At 66.9% G+C, this 16240-nt stretch carries 20 protein-coding genes; 10 read left to right on the top strand and 10 right to left on the bottom strand.

Annotation, left to right across the window (positions count from 1 at the left end; translation table 11 throughout):
• Window positions 1-17: 17 nt before the first annotated feature.
• The gene (gene fabA, locus ACEF39_RS02420) at window positions 18-533 is read left to right on the top strand and encodes a 3-hydroxyacyl-[acyl-carrier-protein] dehydratase FabA (protein ID WP_025878420.1); all 516 of its coding nucleotides are present in this window, start codon (window positions 18-20) and stop codon (window positions 531-533) included.
• On the top strand, window positions 533-1741 hold the full coding sequence (gene fabB / locus ACEF39_RS02415; RefSeq protein ID WP_089238458.1) for a beta-ketoacyl-ACP synthase I: 1209 nt from the start codon (window positions 533-535) through the stop codon (window positions 1739-1741). Before fabA ends, fabB begins: the two co-directional genes overlap by 1 nt.
• 94 nt (window positions 1742-1835) lie before the next feature.
• Here the strand turns inward: fabB and ACEF39_RS02410 are convergent, their stop codons facing one another.
• Genes ACEF39_RS02410 through ACEF39_RS02400 form a run of 3 tightly spaced genes read right to left on the bottom strand, consistent with a single transcriptional unit; the run spans window position 1836 to window position 4284 of the window.
• Complete coding sequence (locus tag ACEF39_RS02410) at window positions 1836-2519, bottom strand: HAD family hydrolase (RefSeq protein WP_500286840.1); 684 nt, start codon at window positions 2517-2519, stop codon at window positions 1836-1838.
• On the bottom strand, window positions 2516-3217 hold the full coding sequence (locus ACEF39_RS02405; RefSeq protein ID WP_108266108.1) for a pseudouridine synthase: 702 nt from the start codon (window positions 3215-3217) through the stop codon (window positions 2516-2518). Before ACEF39_RS02405 ends, ACEF39_RS02410 begins: the two co-directional genes overlap by 4 nt.
• Window positions 3214-4284 carry a class I SAM-dependent methyltransferase gene (locus ACEF39_RS02400; protein ID WP_500286839.1) on the bottom strand — a complete coding sequence of 357 codons (1071 nt, stop codon included), beginning with the start codon at window positions 4282-4284 and terminating at the stop codon, window positions 3214-3216. The genes ACEF39_RS02405 and ACEF39_RS02400 overlap by 4 nt, the downstream gene beginning before the upstream one ends.
• A 156-nt stretch (window positions 4285-4440) precedes the next feature.
• Between ACEF39_RS02400 and ACEF39_RS02395 the strand changes: the two genes are divergently transcribed.
• On the top strand, window positions 4441-4704 hold the full coding sequence (locus ACEF39_RS02395; protein ID WP_025878415.1) for a hypothetical protein: 264 nt from the start codon (window positions 4441-4443) through the stop codon (window positions 4702-4704).
• Window positions 4705-4834: 130 nt separating this feature from the next.
• Here the strand turns inward: ACEF39_RS02395 and ACEF39_RS02390 are convergent, their stop codons facing one another.
• Both ACEF39_RS02390 and ACEF39_RS02385 read right to left on the bottom strand, forming a co-directional pair.
• The gene (locus ACEF39_RS02390; protein WP_500286838.1) at window positions 4835-5125 is read right to left on the bottom strand and encodes a DUF3247 family protein; all 291 of its coding nucleotides are present in this window, start codon (window positions 5123-5125) and stop codon (window positions 4835-4837) included.
• Window positions 5126-5168: 43 nt separating this feature from the next.
• A complete protein-coding gene (locus ACEF39_RS02385) occupies window positions 5169-7154 on the bottom strand; it encodes a hybrid sensor histidine kinase/response regulator (RefSeq protein ID WP_500286837.1) in 1986 nt (661 codons plus the stop codon).
• 251 nt (window positions 7155-7405) lie between these two features.
• On the opposite strand from ACEF39_RS02385, the gene ACEF39_RS02380 reads away from it, so the two are divergent.
• The gene (locus tag ACEF39_RS02380) at window positions 7406-7972 is read left to right on the top strand and encodes a DUF3016 domain-containing protein (protein WP_500286836.1); all 567 of its coding nucleotides are present in this window, start codon (window positions 7406-7408) and stop codon (window positions 7970-7972) included.
• A 122-nt stretch (window positions 7973-8094) separates the two neighbouring features.
• On the opposite strand, the gene alr is transcribed toward ACEF39_RS02380, so the two are convergent.
• Both alr and ACEF39_RS02370 read right to left on the bottom strand, forming a co-directional pair.
• Complete coding sequence (gene alr, locus ACEF39_RS02375; protein WP_500286835.1) at window positions 8095-9165, bottom strand: alanine racemase; 1071 nt, start codon at window positions 9163-9165, stop codon at window positions 8095-8097.
• On the bottom strand, window positions 9144-10448 hold the full coding sequence (locus tag ACEF39_RS02370; RefSeq protein WP_099821579.1) for a D-amino acid dehydrogenase: 1305 nt from the start codon (window positions 10446-10448) through the stop codon (window positions 9144-9146). The genes alr and ACEF39_RS02370 overlap by 22 nt, the downstream gene beginning before the upstream one ends.
• A gap of 149 nt (window positions 10449-10597) precedes the next feature.
• On the opposite strand from ACEF39_RS02370, the gene ACEF39_RS02365 reads away from it, so the two are divergent.
• A complete protein-coding gene (locus tag ACEF39_RS02365; protein ID WP_089241164.1) occupies window positions 10598-11077 on the top strand; it encodes an Lrp/AsnC ligand binding domain-containing protein in 480 nt (159 codons plus the stop codon).
• Window positions 11078-11134: 57 nt separating this feature from the next.
• Here the strand turns inward: ACEF39_RS02365 and ACEF39_RS02360 are convergent, their stop codons facing one another.
• A complete protein-coding gene (locus tag ACEF39_RS02360; RefSeq protein WP_089238441.1) occupies window positions 11135-11287 on the bottom strand; it encodes a lana protein in 153 nt (50 codons plus the stop codon).
• 477 nt (window positions 11288-11764) lie between these two features.
• Complete coding sequence (locus tag ACEF39_RS02355; RefSeq protein WP_500286834.1) at window positions 11765-12139, bottom strand: classical arabinogalactan protein 4; 375 nt, start codon at window positions 12137-12139, stop codon at window positions 11765-11767.
• Between the two features lie 137 nt (window positions 12140-12276).
• Here ACEF39_RS02355 and msrB point away from each other — a divergent pair, with 137 nt between their 5' ends.
• The 5 genes from msrB (at window position 12277) to ACEF39_RS02330 (ending at window position 15570) form a co-directional block, all read left to right on the top strand.
• A complete protein-coding gene (gene msrB, locus ACEF39_RS02350) occupies window positions 12277-12744 on the top strand; it encodes a peptide-methionine (R)-S-oxide reductase MsrB (RefSeq protein ID WP_088099857.1) in 468 nt (155 codons plus the stop codon).
• A 101-nt stretch (window positions 12745-12845) separates the two neighbouring features.
• Window positions 12846-13700, top strand: coding sequence for a flagellar motor stator protein MotA (motA, locus tag ACEF39_RS02345; RefSeq protein WP_012509934.1), 855 nt, complete (start codon window positions 12846-12848; stop codon window positions 13698-13700).
• A 3-nt stretch (window positions 13701-13703) separates the two neighbouring features.
• A complete protein-coding gene (gene motB, locus ACEF39_RS02340; protein WP_251472871.1) occupies window positions 13704-14642 on the top strand; it encodes a flagellar motor protein MotB in 939 nt (312 codons plus the stop codon).
• Window positions 14643-14774: 132 nt separating this feature from the next.
• Window positions 14775-15281, top strand: coding sequence for a hypothetical protein (locus ACEF39_RS02335; protein WP_500286833.1), 507 nt, complete (start codon window positions 14775-14777; stop codon window positions 15279-15281).
• Window positions 15282-15294: 13 nt separating this feature from the next.
• Window positions 15295-15570, top strand: a complete 276-nt coding sequence (locus ACEF39_RS02330) for a DUF4031 domain-containing protein (protein WP_180167766.1) — start codon at window positions 15295-15297, stop codon at window positions 15568-15570.
• Between the two features lie 87 nt (window positions 15571-15657).
• Here ACEF39_RS02330 and ACEF39_RS02325 read toward each other — a convergent pair whose 3' ends face one another.
• Window positions 15658-16200 carry a DUF6630 family protein gene (locus tag ACEF39_RS02325; protein ID WP_025878402.1) on the bottom strand — a complete coding sequence of 181 codons (543 nt, stop codon included), beginning with the start codon at window positions 16198-16200 and terminating at the stop codon, window positions 15658-15660.
• Window positions 16201-16240: the final 40 nt, after the last annotated feature.

The following is a 16240-nucleotide window of genomic DNA, read 5'->3' as shown; positions in this document are numbered from 1 at the left end:
CCAGGATTGCGCTTTCCATGACTCGTCTCCACGCGTTCAACCGCGACCAGCTGCTGGCCAGCGCACGCGGTGAACTGTTCGGCGCTGCCGCCGGCCGGTTGCCCAACGACCCGATGCTGATGTTCGACCGCATCACCGAAATCCGCGAGGACGGCGGACCGCATGGCAAGGGGATGGTACGCGCCGAACTGGATATCCGCCCGGACCTGTGGTTCTTCGGCTGCCACTTCATCGGCGACCCGGTGATGCCCGGCTGCCTGGGCCTGGATGCCATGTGGCAGCTGACCGGCTTCTTCCTCACCTGGCTGGGTGCCCCCGGCAAGGGCCGCGCCCTGGGCTGCGGCGAAGTGAAGTTCACCGGCCAGGTGCTGCCCGATGCCAAGCTGGTGCGCTACGAGATCGACATCAGCCGCGTCATCAACCGCAAGCTGGTGATGGCCCAGTCCGACGCGCGCATGTACGTGGACGACCGCGAGATCTACAACGCCCGCGACCTGCGCGTGGGCCTGTTCACTGAAACCGGGAGCTTCTGATGCGTCGCGTCGTCATCACCGGCATGGGCATCACGTCCTGCCTCGGCAATGATCTGGATACCGTTTCGGCCGCCCTGCGCGAGAGCCGCGCCGGCATCACCGCGCTGGCCGACCACGCCGAAGCCGGCCTGCGCAGCCAAGTGGGTGGTCGCGTCGACCTCGACCTGGACGCGCTGATCGACCGCAAGCAGAAGCGCTTCATGAGCGATGCCGCCGCCTTCGCCTACCTGGCGATGGCCGATGCCATCACCGATGCGGGCCTGACTCCTGAACAGGTCAGTGGCCTGCGCACCGGCCTGATCGCCGGTTCCGGCGGCGGCTCCAGCGAATGGCAGGTGGGTGCGGTGGATCTGCTGCGCAGCCGCGGCGTGCGCAAGGTGGGTCCGTACATGGTGCCGCGCACGATGTGCTCGACCGTGTCGGCCTGCTTGGCCACCGCGTTCCAGATCAAGGGCGTCAGCTACTCGCTGTCGGCCGCCTGTGCGACCTCCGCACACTGCATCGGTGCGGCTGCCGACCTCATCCGCCACGGCGCGCAGGACATCATGTTCGCCGGTGGCGGTGAAGACCTGCACTGGTCGATGAGCGTGATGTTCGATGCGATGGGAGCACTGTCCACCAGCTTCAACGACACCCCCGCCAGCGCCTCGCGCCCGTATGACAAGGACCGCGATGGCTTCGTCATCGCCGGTGGTGGCGGCATGCTGGTGCTGGAAGATTACGACCACGCGGTGGCACGTGGCGCGCACATCCATGCCGAGCTGATCGGTTACGGCGTGACCTCCGATGGCGCCGACATGGTCGCGCCGTCCGGTGAAGGCGCCGTGCGCTGCATGAAGATGGCGCTGCAGAACGTCGACCGTCCGCTGGATTACCTCAACACCCACGGCACCTCGACCCCGCTGGGCGATGTGACCGAGCTGGGTGCGATCCGCGAGGTGTTCGGCGATGCGATTCCGCCGTTGTCCTCGACCAAGGCGCTGTCGGGCCATTCGCTGGGCGCTGCCAGCGTGCATGAAGCGATCTACTGCCTGCTGATGATGCGCGATGGCTTCGTGGCCGGTTCGGCCAACATCGGCGAGCTGGACCCGAAGGTGGAAGGCTTCCCGATCCTGCGCGAAAGCCGCGAGCAGAAGCTGGACACGGTGATGTCCAACAGCTTCGGCTTCGGTGGCACCAACGCGGCGCTGGTGTTCGGCAGGGTGTGACTGAAAGCGTGCCGACCAACGGTCGGCACCCACCGGGTTCAAGGAGGGCGGTGAAGCGTGCCGACCAACCGTCGGCACCCACCATCCCCCACCGTTACCTCGGCAACAACGGCAGCAGCAAGGCGTGCGCGTCCACCAGCGAGCCGACGATGCGGTGGCCCAAGGCACGCAGTTCTTCATCGGGATGCACCAGATCCGGCACCTGGATCACGGTCATGCCCGCAGCCAGTGCGGCACGCGTGCCTGCAGGGGAATCCTCCAGCGCCAGGCAGCGTTCCGGCGCCTGTCCCAGCCGCTGCGCGGCCAGCAGGTAGATGTCCGGTGCCGGCTTCGGCCGCGCCACATCGCCACTGGTGATCACCGCATCGAAGTACGGCAGCAGCCCGGCCGCGGCCAGCTTGCGGTTGGCCCGCGGCTGCCGCGTGGTGGTCGCCACCGCACGCGGCACCGCGTGCAACTTCAGCAACTCAAGCAGTTCCAGGATGCCCGGGCGCAGCGGCAACCCGGTCTGCGTGCGTTCCTCGTACAGATCATGGCAGCGCGCGGCCATGGCCTCGATCATGCTGTCTTCGATACCCTGCCGGCGCAGCAGCGCCTGGCTGTCGCGGTCACCGAGGCCGACCATGCGCACGAAGAAGGTGGCATCCAGCGGCAGACCGAATTCCTCTGCCGCCTCGCTCCAGCATGCAAGCGACACGCGCTCGCTGTCGATCATCAGGCCGTCCATGTCGAAGATGACGGCGTCGGGCAGGAACGGCAGTGCAGCGATGGAGGTCATGGAGCGAACAGCGTATCCAGATCGGTGGAGGTCAGCAGCCGCCATTGCCCTTCAGCCAACCCCTGCAGGTCCAGGCCACCGACACGGCTGCGATGCAGTGCCTGCACGTGGTTGCCTGCGGCAGCGAACATGCGGCGTACCTGATGGTAGCGGCCTTCGTGCAGTATCAGGCGCGCCTTGCGCGGGCCGAGCACCTGCAGTTCAGCCGGCAGCAGGGGCGTCTTCTCCGCTTCCAGCATCAGCGTGCCGCTGGCGAACAGCGCCACTTCGTCACCGCGCAGATCTTCGGCCAGCTCCACTTCGTAGACCTTGGGCAGCTTCGACTTCGGCGAGATGATCCGGTGCAACAGATTGCCGTCGTCGGTCAGCAGCAACAGGCCGCTGGTCTCGCGGTCCAGGCGGCCGACGGTGGACAGCACCGGGTCGCGGTCACGGAAGCGCGGCGGCAGCAGGTCGTAGATCAAACGGCCTTTGTCCTTGGTCGAACAGGTGTAGCCGGCCGGCTTGTACATCGCCAGCGACAGGCCCACCGGCGGGTCCAGCGGCTCGCCGTCGACCCGCACCGCTTCATGCGGCACCTGGTCGTCGGCATACAGCACCTCGCCGTCGGCATCGGTGACGCGGCCTTCGCGGAACATCCACTGCACCTGCTTGCGGCTGCCGTAGCCGAGGTTGGCGATGTGCTTGACCAGTTTCACCGGCCCTTCCCCTTGCCCTTCACCGCCTCGACCAGCTTGAAGCCATCGCGCTCGGCAACCACGCGCACGGCGCCGAAGCTCTCATTGAGCGTGTATTCGTACGGAAGGTGGCGGTTGGCCACCACGTACAGGCGACCGCCGGGGCGCAGCGCCTGCGCGGCCACGGCGATGAAGCGCTGGCCGATGTCCGGGCGGTCCGCACGCGAGGGCGTGTGGAACGGCGGGTTGCTGATGATGACGTCGTAGTCCGGCTCGATGCCAGCGGTGACGTCGCGCCACAGGAAGCGCAGCGGCACCGGGCGCGGCGGCGGCGCCAGATTGAGTTCGGCCAGGTCCAGTGCGCGCTTCTCGGCCTCGTACAGGTCCAACGCGGTGATCTTCGGGCAGCGCTCCAGCAGCTCGCGCGACAGGTAGCCATAACCGGCACCGAGGTCGGCCGCACGCCCGGCCAGGTCGGCCGGCAGATGTTCGGCCAGCAGGGCCGATGCCGGGTCGATGCGGTCCCAGGCGAACACGCCCGGGCGGCTGAGGAAACGGCCGCCGACGATCGGCCGCACCGCGTCCAGGCTGCCCCAGCGCTTGGCCACGTCCGCATCGTGCTGGCCCTGCAACGGCGCGGTCCAGAACACGCGGCAGTGGTTCTTGGTCAGGCTGCCGCCGAGACCGGTCAACTGCTTCAGGTCGCCTTCGCCGGAGCGGGCGCCCTCGTTGTTGTGCTGGCAGGCCACGATGCGGCCACCGTCGGCGACCAGCGCCAGGGCGCGGGCGAACAACGCGCGGGCTTCCTCGCGCTGGCGCGGCGGCAGCACCAGCACCAGCGGGTAACGGCCGCGGCCGGCAGCATCATCCAGCTGGCCGCTGACGGTCCAGCCAGCGGCCTGCTGCAGCGGCTGCGCGAACGGGGCGAAGCTCTGCTCGCAGTCGACCTCGCGGCCGCCGGCCTGCTCGCGCAGGGGCCAGCCGTCGCGGGCACGCAGGAAGGCCACCGGACCCTCCGGCCAGCGCAGGGCGCCGCTGGAGAACGGCAGGAGCAGGGTCTGCAGGGGGGCGTCGTCGCTGGATGCCATCGGCGCGGGTACTGGAAGCGTGAGGGCCGTCCATTGTACCGGCTTGTCCGGCCCGGCCCCGGTCACCGCTTTGCGAAACTTCAACGTTGCCTTGATGCCGCAGCAACATGCCAGCGTTCAGGGTAGAGGCTCCCCCGCAACTCCTGGAGATCCTGCATGCGTGCCTTGTTCGTCGGAGGTGTCGTCGACAACAGCGAAATGGACCTGGAAGGCAGCCATCCCCCCGTGCATTACCCGGAGGACACCGGCGGCGGCCATTCCCGCTACCGCCTGCACCAGGTCGGCCACGGTGCCGATGGCAGCGTGGCCTACGCCGTCTATGGCGCGCCGGATCTGGCAGACGATGAAGTGACCCGGGTAGCCGAGGAGCGCGCCTATGCGCGCAGGTTCGAAGCGACGGCAACGCTGTTCGAGCATTGACCACCGCAGACCACCGCAGCCACGCATGGCGTGGCTCTACTGTTGACCCACCCCATCTGCGGATGCGGTCGAAGTAAATCCACGCCATGCGTGGATGCCGCCATCCGCGGATGCCGTTGGCAAGTTGCCGTCAGAGCCGCGGCGGCAGCCTGCGGATGCTGGCGATTTCATCCAGCCACACGTAATGCTGCTGCACCGGCGTATCGAGATCATCCAGTCGCAGCTGGCCGTTGCTGCCTTCGTCGCCAGCGTCGTTGCGGTACTGCTGCAACGTCGGCTGCACCGCAACCGTGCCCAGCAGGCGCCGGCCATCATGCAGGGTCAGCTGCACCTCGGTTTCGCCCTGCAACTGCGGCAGCAGGGTTTCCAAGCGCGCGATCTGCGCGGCATCGGTATGGATTCGGGGAGCAATACGGGACATAAGCGACCTCCTGTGTGCAGGGTCGCCGATCGTCCGTGAATGCTCAGTGCAGCAGACTGTCCCCGCGCGTGGCCTGCACGCGGCGTACGACACCCACCAACTGGGCCACCGAATACGGCTTGGCCACATGCTCCTGGAAGCCCGAGGCCAGCGCGCGACGACGGTCATCGGCGCGGGCCAGCGCGGTCACCGCCACTGCCGGCAGCGCTGCCGCATCTACGCCAAGGTCCTGCCGCAGCGTGCTTACCAGGCCATAGCCATCCATCCCCGGCATGCCGATGTCGGTCAGCAGCACGTGGTACTGCAGGTGGCCATTGTCGGCCAGCAGCGCCAGCGCCTCGCCCGCCGAACTGGCCGCAGACACGCTGGCGCCCTGCTCCTCCAGCATGCGCCGCAGGTACTCCAGCACTTCCGGCTGGTCTTCCACCGCCAGCACATGCAGGCCGCGCAGCGGGTACGGTTCGACCATCATCGGTTCCAGGATGGGGCCGCTGACGACCTCACGCAGCGGACGCCGTTCGGCATCGGGCAGATGCTGCGGCAGGCGCACGGTGAAGGTGGAGCCGTGACCGTGGCCATCACTGGCCGCGCTGACCGTGCCGCCGTGCAGTTCGACCAGCTGCTGCACGATGGCCAGGCCCAGGCCGAGACCGCCATGACGGCGGGTGGTGGTGCCGTCGGCCTGGCGGAAGCGACTGAACAGATGGTTCAGGAACTCCGGCGCGATGCCGTCGCCGGTATCGCGCACGGTGATCGTCCAATAGTTGCCATCGGCCTGCAGCTGCACGTCGATGCGGCCTTCGGCCGGGGTGAACTTGATTGCGTTGGACAGCAGGTTCCAGAACACCTGCTGCAGCCGGGTAGCATCGCCCAGCACCTGGCAGGCCTGCGCCGGCAACTGCAGGGTGACATCCAGCGCCTTGCCCTCGGCCACCAGCTCCTGCGCGCCCATCGCTTCGTTCAACTGGTCGCGCAGATCCAGCACTTCCACTTCCAGCTGCACCTTGCCCAGCAGCATGCTGCTGAGATCGAGCATGTCCGAGATCAGCCGCTTCTGCGCGGTGGCGCTGTTGGCGATCACGCCCAGGCCCTTGTACAGCGGGCTGGTGGAATCGACGCGCTGCAACAGCAGTTCGCTCCAGCCCAGGATCGTGGTCAGCGGCGTGCGCAGCTCATGTGACAGCGTGGCCAGGAACTCATCCTTCAGCCGTGCCATGTTTTCCGCCGCACTGCGCGCGGCGCGCTCGGACTGCAACAGTTCCTCGCGCGCCAGTTCGATCTCGCGACGCTCGGTAACATCCGGGCTGCTGCCGGCCAGGCCGATGAATCGGCCCATCCGCGAGAAGCGCGGACGCGCGTTCATTTCCAGCCAGCGCCACTGCCCATCGGCACGACGGGCGCGCACCAGGGCATGCATCGAACGCTGCGCTTTCAGCGCCTCCTGCAGCTCGTATTCGAACACCGACGCATCGTCGGGATGCACCAGGCCACGCCAGACATCTTCCGGCACGCGGTTCTCGTCGCCGCCGAAGAACTCGCTGAAGGCACTGTTGACGAAGCGGGCGTGACCACGCTCATCCAGCACCCATACCGGCATCGGCAGGCCATCGGCCAACGCGCTGAAACGGGCCTCGCTCTCGCCCAACTCCACTTCCATCTGCTTGCGCGCGGTCACGTCGAAGAACAGGATGCCAACCTTGTCCTCGCCAGGCTGGCCGACCCGCACCGCATCGACGGCAAACGAGCGCCCCAGGGCACGGGCATCCATCTCGAACTGCGCCGGTCGCCCGGTCCGCGCCACTTCGCCGTAAATCCGGAACCAGTCGCCTTCGTGCTGTGGCTCCAGCGTGCTCATGCGCTTGCCACAGGCATCCTTCAGGCCGGTGTGGCGCTCGAATGCCTCGTTGACTTCCAGGAAGCGGTAATCGATCGCCTCGTCGCCATCGAACAGCACCTGGATCACACAGAAACCTGCGTGGATGCGCTCAAGCAGGCCATGGTGCAGGTCGGGTTCGGGCGTCGGCACCATCAAGGGTGAGCGCTCCACGAGGGGCGGCAATGTGGACAAGGGCGTGGGAAGGAAAAAGACCGGATGGAGGTACAGCATCTTCCAGAGCGCGTATTCACAGCGTCAAGCGTCGTCAGTCAGGGTTGACGACCATGAATTGGCGGCAACTGTTGACGCATTTGACGCTACTGACCATTGCTGCGGTCCTGCGGCGGGATCACACTCGATCCGAGATCATCATCCTCCCCGCTTCGGGGACGCAGGAGACTGCCATGAAAGGTTCGCTTTCAACCGCCCTGCTGCTGGCCGGCATGCTTGCCGTGGGCAGCGTGGCCGCCGCGCCGCGGACGGTAACGGCGCCCGATGCACCACGCGCGCTGCAGGCCGATGGGCCGGTCAGCGTGAAGTGGGACGATCCGGCGAAATTCACCGAGATCCGCCAGAGTACCAACCGCTTCGAGGCTGAACGTGGGGACTGGGTGCAGCAACTGGCACGCTACGTACAGACCAGCGCGGCCAAGCCGCTGCAGGCCGGGCAGACGCTGGACGTAACCCTGGTCGATATCAAGCGCGCGGGCGACTACGAGCCCTGGCATGGCCCGCGTGGCAGCGACATCCGGATCATGCGCGACATCTACCCGCCGCGGATCACCCTGCAGTACACGCTGAAGGACGCCAGCGGTCGCATCATCGATGAAGGCGATGCCCGCCTGAGCGACAGCGGCTACCTGCACAACATTGGCCTGAAGAGCGATACCGATCCGCTGCGCTATGAAAAGCGCCTGATCGATGACTGGGTGAAGCGCCAGCTGACCTCGCGCGTCACCGCTGCCCGGTAGGTGTCGACCTTGGTCGACACGCATTCAAAGCGCCGACCAGGGTTTGATCCGATCCGGTAGGTGTCGACCTTGGTCGACACGCATTCAAAGCGCCGACCAAGGTCGGCCGCTACCAGCGCCGGTCAATCCTGGTAGACGCGTGCCACGCGCTTGACGCCGCACGGCAGCTGGTAGGCACTGACACCGCAGCGCGGGGCCAGCTCGGACAGCGTCGGCGCTGTGCCCCACAGTTCCACCACGCTGCCGACGCCGGCCTGCGCATGTGCGGTCAGGTCCACGGTCAGCATGTCCATCGACACGCGGCCGATCAGCCCACCGGGTTGGCCATCGATCAGCAGCGGGGTGCCGTTGGGCGCGAACTGCGGATAGCCATCGGCATAGCCCAGTGCGACCACGCCCACGCGTGTGCGTGCCTTGGCGACGAAACGCGCACCGTAGCCGACCGGTTCACCGGCCTCGATCCAGCGCTCGGCGATCACCTTGGACTGCATCGTCATCACCGGGCGCAGGCGCGCGGTCAGCTCGCTGTTGTCTGGCAGCGGGTTGGCGCCGTACAGCATCAGGCCCGGGCGCACCCAGTCACTGCGTACGTCAGGCCAACCCAGCAGCGCCGGCGAATTGCAGACGCTGGTCTCACCCTGCAGGCCTTCGATGGCCTGGACGAAGGTGGTGGCCTGCTCATGGGTACGCTCGCTGTCCAGCTCGTCGGCACGTGCCAGGTGGGTCATCAGTACGATGCGCGCCACCTGCGGCAGTGCAGACAAACGTGCATGCGCGGCGCGGAAACCGGCAACGTCCAGGCCCAGCCTGTGCATGCCACTGTCCAGCTTCAGCCACACCGTCAGCGGTCGCGGGCTGTCGAACGCGGCCAGCGCTTCCAGCTGCCACGACGAACCGACCGAGAACCACAGGTCATGCTCGGCCACCAGCGACATCTCGCTGGGCTCGAAGATGCCTTCCAGCAGCAGGATCGGTGCACGGATACCGGCCTGGCGCAGCTCAAGTGCCTCTTCGATCGTGGCCACGCCGAAGCCGTCGGCCTCGCCTTCCAATGCCTGCGCGCAGCGCACTGCACCGTGGCCATAGGCATCGGCCTTGATGATCGCCAGCGCCTTGCCACCGCCCAGTTCGCGGGCCAGGCGGTAGTTGCTGCGCAGTGCGCCCAGATCGATCAGCGCGCGGGCAGGACGCATGTGCGGTTCTCATGTTGCGGGGCGTGGCGGTACTGGCCGTAGCGGAAGATATCCAGGCCTTCGGTGCTGATCTGCGGCTGGCGCGCGCTCATCAGGTCGGCCAGGTAGCGGCCCGAGCCGCAGGCCATGGTCCAGCCCAGCGTGCCGTGGCCGGTGTTGAGGAACAGGTTGCGGAACGGCGTGGCGCCGATCACCGGCGTGCCGTCCGGCGTGGCCGGGCGCAGGCCGGTCCAGAACTCGGCCTTGGCCAGGTCACCGCCCTTCGGGTACAGATCGCGCACCACCAGCTCCAGCGTCTCGCGGCGGCGCGGCGACAGCGACAGGTCGAAACCGGCCACTTCGGCCATGCCGCCGACGCGGATGCGGTTGTCGAAGCGGGTCACCGCCACCTTGTAGCTCTCATCAAGGATGGTCGAGGTGGGCGCCATCGCCGGGTCGGTGATCGGCAGGGTCAGCGAGTAGCCCTTCAGCGGATACACCGGCAGACGCATGCCCAGCGGCGCAACCAGTGCCGGCGAATAGCTGCCCAGTGCGACCACGAAGCGGTCTGCGGTTTCCAGCTTGCCGCCGATGCGCACGCCGGTGATGCGGTCGCCGTCGAATTCCACGCCGGTGATGTCCTGGTCGTAGCGGAACTCGACCCCCGCTTCGGCCGCCATCTGCGCTAGGCGGCGGGTGAACAGCTGGCAATCGCCGGTCTGGTCGCGCGGCAGGCGCAGCGCACCGACCAGGCCATCGACGTGGGCCAGCGCGGGTTCGGCCTTGATGATGCCGGCGCGATCCAGCACTTCGTACGGCACGCCGTACTGGGCCAGGATCTCGATGTCCTGCGCCGATGCATCCAGCTGCTGCTGGGTGCGGAACAGCTGGGTGGTGCCGAGGTCGCGCCCTTCGAAATCGATGCCGATCTGCGCGCGCAGCTCGTTCAGGCAGTCGCGGCTGTACTCGGACATGCGCACCATGCGCGCCTTGTTGATCGCGTAGCGCTCGTGGGTGCAGTTGCGCAGCATCTGCCACAGCCAGCGGTACTGGGCCAGGTCCATGCCCGGCTTGATCGCCAGCGGTGCGTGCTTTTCGAACAGCCAGCCGATGGCCTTCTTCGGCACGCCCGGGGCGGCCCACGGCGAGGTGTAGCCGAAGGACAGCTGGCCGGCATTGGCGAAGCTGGTTTCCAGCGCGGGACCGGGCTGGCGGTCGACGACCGTGACTTCAAACCCGGCCTGTCGCAGGTACCAGGCACTGGTGGTGCCGATCACGCCGCTGCCGAGAACTAGGACTCGCATGGAAATTCTCCAACCCGATCATTCCCTGCATTTGGGTGCGCAGGGGCCATAATCGGGGAAGTATATTCTTCCGTTCCTAGGTGATTTGCCTGATTTTAGGAATGCAGGCAGGATATTTTCCTATGATTCATTCCCCGAGGTTGACGGCCATGACCACCCGCCCCCGCGAACTGGACAAGATCGACCGCAAGATCCTGCGCATCCTGCAGGGCGAAGGCCGCATCTCCTTCACCGAGCTGGGCGAGCGGGTCGGTCTGTCGACCACCCCGTGCACCGAGCGCGTGCGCCGGCTGGAGCGCGAAGCGGTGATCACCGGCTATCACGCCCACCTGGACCCGTCGGCGCTGAAAGCCAGCCTGCTGGTGTTCGTGGAGATCAGCCTGGCTTACAAATCCGGTGACATCTTCGAGGAATTCCGGCGGGCGGCGCTGAAGCTGCCCAACGTGCTGGAATGCCATCTGGTGTCGGGCGATTTCGATTACCTGTTGAAGGCGCGGATCAGCGAGATGGCCTCGTATCGCAAGCTGCTTGGCAGCACCCTGCTGACCCTGCCGCATGTGCGTGAATCGAAGAGCTACATCGTGATGGAAGAGGTCAAGGAGACCTGGTCGCTGCCGATTCCCGATTGAATTGGCGGTCGGCAGCGGGACCAGACCCCGTAGCACGGGCTCTGGCCCCTGGCTGCATCAGCGCTGCTGCGGGTTCTTCATGGAACCCTGTTGCGGATTCTTCTTCTGCTGCTCGTTCGGCTGCTGTTGCTGTTGCTGCTGGCGCTGCTGGTCCTGCGGTGTTTTGCCCTGCTGTTCCTTGCCGGGATGACGGTTCTGCTGGTTGGCCATGATCGTATTCCAAGGGGCGAGGGAAGCGCGACGGCGGGGATGCCGGCGCAGCTCCACCGTGGTCCTGGCGCGGTTAATCGCAGGCGAAAAACGGGTGATGCGGGGTGTGCAGGGCGGAGGCTGTTTTCCGGCGTTCATGTGGGGATCGGCGAACGGCTGAGCCCCTCGTGGCTGGGGCCGGGTGCAGCGTTGTCGGGTGGGCCGGGCGGGTGGGCTGTGCAGGGGACGCCGTGAATCCCCAGACCGGCCCAGCCGCTAGCGGCTGTGCGTTCGGGCGCTTGCGAAGCAGTGCTTCGCAAGCAAAGCGCCCTCACCCCTGTAGGCTCGGGCGCGCCATCCATGGCGCTTACGCCCCTGCGCAGCCCACCCGCCCCGCCTCTGACAGGTTCATGCGGGCGCCAGCCACGGAAAAGAAAAAAGAGCGACAGCGGGTCGCTGCGCTCTCTTTGGGTTACTCGATTGGTTTCAGGCGCTGGGTCAGCGCTTGATCTGCTGGCCGTCGCCGGTGGGTACGCTGTCGTAGTAGCGGCCGGTGCGCGAGTCGAACACGCGGTTGGGGCCGACCGGTTTGACGCCGGGAACGATGCGGCCGTTGCGGTCGTAGACCTTGTCCGGCAGTGCCGGTGCGGGCGTGGGGGTCACCTGGGCTGGGCCGGTCGAGCGGATCGGCTGGGCCGGCTGCGGCGAGGGCAGCACCTGCGGCTGCGGGCGCGACGACTGCGGTGGCGGGGCGACAGGCGGCGGTGCCAGCGTCGAGCTGCTGCGGGTGGCGGTCGGATTGCCGGTGGGCACCTGGGCCTGGGCAAGCAGAGGCAGCAGGGCCGTCACCAGCAGGACTAGTCGGGGTTTCATGGCGCGCTCCAGGGTGGATCATGTTTACCCTGCGCCTGCCCCTGTGTGCCGGCCATGAACGGCTGTCACACTTGCAAGCACGTACCGACACCCCCACGTCTGCGGCATCCCAGGCCATTACCCCACGGAGAGCCGGCATGAGCGCTTTCGATCTGACGCCCCCCACCGCCACGCAGACCGACGCCCTGGTCGCCGGGCTCAGCGCCGAGGAGCGCCGCGTGCTGCTGCAGCACGGCACCGAGGCGCCGTTCTGCGGGGTATTCCTTGATAACAAGCGCGAGGGCGTCTACTGCTGCCGGCTGTGCGCCCTGCCCTTGTTCCGCTCCAGCACCAAGTTCGATTCGGGCACCGGCTGGCCCAGCTTCTTCGCTCCGTTCGACCCGGCACATGTGCGCGAGATCCGCGACAGCAGCCATGGCATGGTCCGCACCGAGATCACCTGCGCCCGCTGCGGCAGCCACCTGGGCCACGTATTCCCGGACGGTCCGCCGCCCACCTACGAGCGCCATTGCCTGAACTCGGTCTCACTTTCCTTCACCGGCAACGGCGAGCCCTGGCCCGATCCGCTGCAGCGTGGCGGCGCGGAAGCCGGCGTGGCGGGCTGACACCCGCCGCAATGGCCCACTGATCGACTTCACAGAATTCCCTCTTCAGAAACACCGGTGTCAGGCCGACAAGAAGATATCCCCCCTCCTTCCGTCGCGCCATGCTCATCATCGTTGGATTCCTGGTCGTCATCATCAGCGTGCTGGGCGGCTACCTCGGCGCACACGGCCGCCTTGGGGCGCTGTGGCAGCCCTACGAACTGGTCATCATCGGCGGTGCCGCGCTGGGTGCGTTCCTGGTCGGCACCCCGGCCAAGACAGTCAAGCAGACGCTGCAGGCCATGGTCGGCGTGTTCAAGGGCCCGCGCTACAAGCAGCAGGACTACATCGATGTCCTCAGCCTGGTGTACGAACTGCTCAACAAGGCCCGCCGTGAAGGCTTCATGGCGCTGGAAGACCACGTCGAGCGCCCGGCCGAAAGCGCGCTGTTCGGCAACTACCCGAAGGTGCAGGCCGACCACCACCTGATCGACTTCATCACCGACTGCCTGCGCCTGATGATCGGCAGCAACATCGAGCCGCATGAGCTGGAGCCGCTGCTGGAGCTGGAGTTGGAAAAGCACCACGCCGAAGCGATGGCGCCGTCTCAGGTGCTGACCAAGGTTGCCGACGGCCTGCCCGGTTTCGGCATCGTGGCGGCGGTGCTGGGCATCGTCATCACCATGGGCTCGATCGGCGGCGACATCGTCGAAGTGGGGGGCCATGTGGCCGGCGCGCTGGTCGGTACCTTCCTCGGCATCCTGCTGGGCTACGGCTTCGTCGGCCCGATGGCCTCGGCGATGGAAGCCCGTGCCGAGCAGGACAGCCGCATCTACGAGTCGGTGAAGACCGCCCTGCTGGCCTGCCTGCGCGGCTACAACCCGAAGATCGCGCTGGAGTTCGCCCGCAAGACGCTGCCGTCGAACGTTCGCCCGGCGTTCTCCGACTTCGAGCAGCACCTGAAGACGGTCAAGTAGGCCATGGCCGAGACCAAGCCCACCGTCATCGTCCGCCGGGTCAAGAAAGCCGGCCACGCCGCGCACCACGGCGGTTCGTGGAAGGTGGCCTATGCCGACTTCGTGACCGCGATGATGGCCTTCTTCCTGGTGCTGTGGCTGATGGCCAGCACCAGCAAGCCCGAGCGCGCGGCCATTTCCGAATACTTCCGCAACCCCAGCCCGCTGGTCGGCTCCAGCGCGACGCCGGCGCCGGGCATGGCCGGGCCGGGCGGTGCCAGCACCTCGATGATCAAGCTGGGCGGTGCTACCGATGTCTCGCGCGGCAACAGCAACGATCCCTTCCAGAATCAGCAGAAGGCGATTCCGCAGCCGGTGGACGAGCAGCAGCGCGACAAGCAGCAGCTGGAAGCGCTGATGAAGGAACTGCAGGAGGCGATCAGCCGCAGCCAGGCACTGGAACCGTTCAAGGACCAGCTGCTGCTGGACCTGACCCCGGAAGGCCTGCGCATCCAGATCGTGGACAAGCAGAACCGGCCGATGTTCGACCTCGGCAGCGCCACCCTGAAGCCGTACACGCAGCAGATCCTGCACGAGCTGGCCGAGTACCTGAACCACGTGCCGAACCGGATCAGCCTGACCGGCCACACCGACATCACCGCCTATTCGGCCGCACGCGGCTACGGCAACTGGGAACTGAGCGCCGACCGCGCCAATGCCGCGCGCCGCGCGCTGATCGATGGCGGCATGGACGACAGCAAGATCACCCGCGTGGTCGGCCTGTCTTCGTCGGTGCTGTTCGACAGGACCGACCCGCAGAACCCGATCAACCGCCGCATCAGCATCGTGGTGATGACCAAGGCCGCCGAAGAAGCCGCGCTGGCCGGCGCCGGACCGCAGGTGGGCCTGTCGGCGACCACCGTGGACCCGGACGTGCAGGCTGCGCAGGGGCCAGGAAAGTAATCTGTGGGTGCGGGCCCTGGTCCGCACAGCGCTGAACCGGGGTCAGATCCCTTTCCCATGGAAAGGGATCTGACCCCATCTACGCGCGGCCGCTACAATGGCGGTCTTTCCGATTCCAGGTGATTACACCCCATGTCCCAGTCCTCCAAGGCCAAGCGCGACAAGCGCAAGAAGCAGCAGGCCAAGCGTCCGTTCCTCCGTCTGAACGCCCAGCAGCAGGTGCAGAACCATGCCGTGCTGGTCAACGAGGACGGCCAGGCCGTGGCCGCCATCGGCCTGCAGGGCCGCGAGTGGCTGCTGGCCATCGGCGGCCAGACCATGGGCAACGCCGACAACCCGGTGCCGATGCTGGCCATGCTCAAGCACCTGTCCAACGTGCAGGAAACCGAAGGCCGCAAGGTTACCCTGGAATATTCCGAGCTGATGCAGAAGCTGCTCGACACCCTGGCCGAAGAAGCGGGCCAGACCGCCGAGGAATACCTGGACAAGCTGGTGGCCGAGTTCGCCAGCGAGCAGGCTGAAGACGCAGCCGCCGAAGGCGAAGCTGCCGATGAAGCTGCGGACACTGACGGCGCCGAAGGCGCTGCCGACGCCGAGGCCGCTACGGCCGCCGACGCCGACGGCAAGCCGCAGGCCTGATCCGGCGGCGGCGGTGTCGGTCTACGTCGATGACGCGGTGCATCCCTGGCGCGGTCAGCGCTGGGCGCACCTGATGGCCGATACCCTGGCCGAGCTGCACGCGATGGCGGCGCAGCTCGGCATTCCCTCGCGAGCCTTCCAGAACAAGGCCAGCGGGGCGCACTACGATGTCACCGCCGAGCTGCGTGCGCAGGCGCTTGCGCTGGGTGCGGTGGCCATTTCCCGGCACGTGGATCGCGCGCAGGTGAAAGCGGTGATCGCGAATGCCAGGGCGCAGTACCGGCCATAGGCGGGTACGGGTAGCGCCGGGCCATGCCCGGCGAGCGCACAGCGCGGCGAGAAGCCGCCGGGCATGGCCCGGCGCTACCGGTGAAGCTCAGAACGGGTCGCTGCCCAGCCGCACTTCCACGTTCAGCAGCGAGCACAGCGCCAGCAGGGCGTCGTCATCGCGGGTCAGCGCCATCCAGCCACTGAAGCCGTCGTTGCCGGCATCCACGCTCCACAGCGTGTAGTTGTGCTCGCGCAGGCGGTCGAAGGCGGTGCTCATCAGCTGCACGCCGTCCAGGTCTGCGGCGAAGTCCTCATCGTCCAGGTCGCCACCCCAGTCCAGCTGCAGGTTGAAACGCGCCGACAGCTCGTTCACCGCCGACTGCAGCGAATCGAAGTCATCACGCTCGACCTCGAAACCCGACTGCCAGGCGATGGCGGTGAACAGTGCCGGCAGCCAATCGCTGTCGGCTTCCAGCGGCTGGCCGTCCTCGGACAGATGCTCGCGCCAGCGGTTGAACTGCTGCAGGGCCAACTCTTCGTCGCCCGGATTGATCAGCACGAGCAGGTTCCAGACCCGCGCCTCGAAATCGTCCTCGTCGAAATCGTGGGCGTCTTCCTCGAAGTCGAAATAGTCGCTGTTGTCAGGCATGGCGGAACGTCCTCGGGAGCAGGTGGGCATTCTACGGTTT

The organism is Stenotrophomonas indicatrix (assembly GCA_041545745.1).
Classification (GTDB): Bacteria; Pseudomonadota; Gammaproteobacteria; order Xanthomonadales; family Xanthomonadaceae; genus Stenotrophomonas; species Stenotrophomonas indicatrix_A.
Note: the sequence above shows the minus strand (reverse complement) of the source record. Positions and strands in the feature narration are given on the sequence as shown.

Coding starts and splice junctions, on each gene's coding strand:
- fabA (WP_025878420.1), top strand. CDS start 18: ATGACTCGTCTCCACGCGTTCAACCGCGACCAGCTGCTGGCCAGCGCA.
- fabB (WP_089238458.1), top strand. CDS start 533: ATGCGTCGCGTCGTCATCACCGGCATGGGCATCACGTCCTGCCTCGGC.
- ACEF39_RS02410 (WP_500286840.1), bottom strand. CDS start 2,519: ATGACCTCCATCGCTGCACTGCCGTTCCTGCCCGACGCCGTCATCTTC.
- ACEF39_RS02400 (WP_500286839.1), bottom strand. CDS start 4,284: ATGGCATCCAGCGACGACGCCCCCCTGCAGACCCTGCTCCTGCCGTTC.
- ACEF39_RS02395 (WP_025878415.1), top strand. CDS start 4,441: ATGCGTGCCTTGTTCGTCGGAGGTGTCGTCGACAACAGCGAAATGGAC.
- ACEF39_RS02390 (WP_500286838.1), bottom strand. CDS start 5,125: ATGTCCCGTATTGCTCCCCGAATCCATACCGATGCCGCGCAGATCGCG.
- ACEF39_RS02385 (WP_500286837.1), bottom strand. CDS start 7,154: ATGGTGCCGACGCCCGAACCCGACCTGCACCATGGCCTGCTTGAGCGC.
- ACEF39_RS02380 (WP_500286836.1), top strand. CDS start 7,406: ATGAAAGGTTCGCTTTCAACCGCCCTGCTGCTGGCCGGCATGCTTGCC.
- alr (WP_500286835.1), bottom strand. CDS start 9,165: ATGCGTCCTGCCCGCGCGCTGATCGATCTGGGCGCACTGCGCAGCAAC.
- ACEF39_RS02370 (WP_099821579.1), bottom strand. CDS start 10,448: ATGCGAGTCCTAGTTCTCGGCAGCGGCGTGATCGGCACCACCAGTGCC.
- ACEF39_RS02365 (WP_089241164.1), top strand. CDS start 10,598: ATGACCACCCGCCCCCGCGAACTGGACAAGATCGACCGCAAGATCCTG.
- ACEF39_RS02360 (WP_089238441.1), bottom strand. CDS start 11,287: ATGGCCAACCAGCAGAACCGTCATCCCGGCAAGGAACAGCAGGGCAAA.
- ACEF39_RS02355 (WP_500286834.1), bottom strand. CDS start 12,139: ATGAAACCCCGACTAGTCCTGCTGGTGACGGCCCTGCTGCCTCTGCTT.
- msrB (WP_088099857.1), top strand. CDS start 12,277: ATGAGCGCTTTCGATCTGACGCCCCCCACCGCCACGCAGACCGACGCC.
- motA (WP_012509934.1), top strand. CDS start 12,846: ATGCTCATCATCGTTGGATTCCTGGTCGTCATCATCAGCGTGCTGGGC.
- motB (WP_251472871.1), top strand. CDS start 13,704: ATGGCCGAGACCAAGCCCACCGTCATCGTCCGCCGGGTCAAGAAAGCC.
- ACEF39_RS02335 (WP_500286833.1), top strand. CDS start 14,775: ATGTCCCAGTCCTCCAAGGCCAAGCGCGACAAGCGCAAGAAGCAGCAG.
- ACEF39_RS02325 (WP_025878402.1), bottom strand. CDS start 16,200: ATGCCTGACAACAGCGACTATTTCGACTTCGAGGAAGACGCCCACGAT.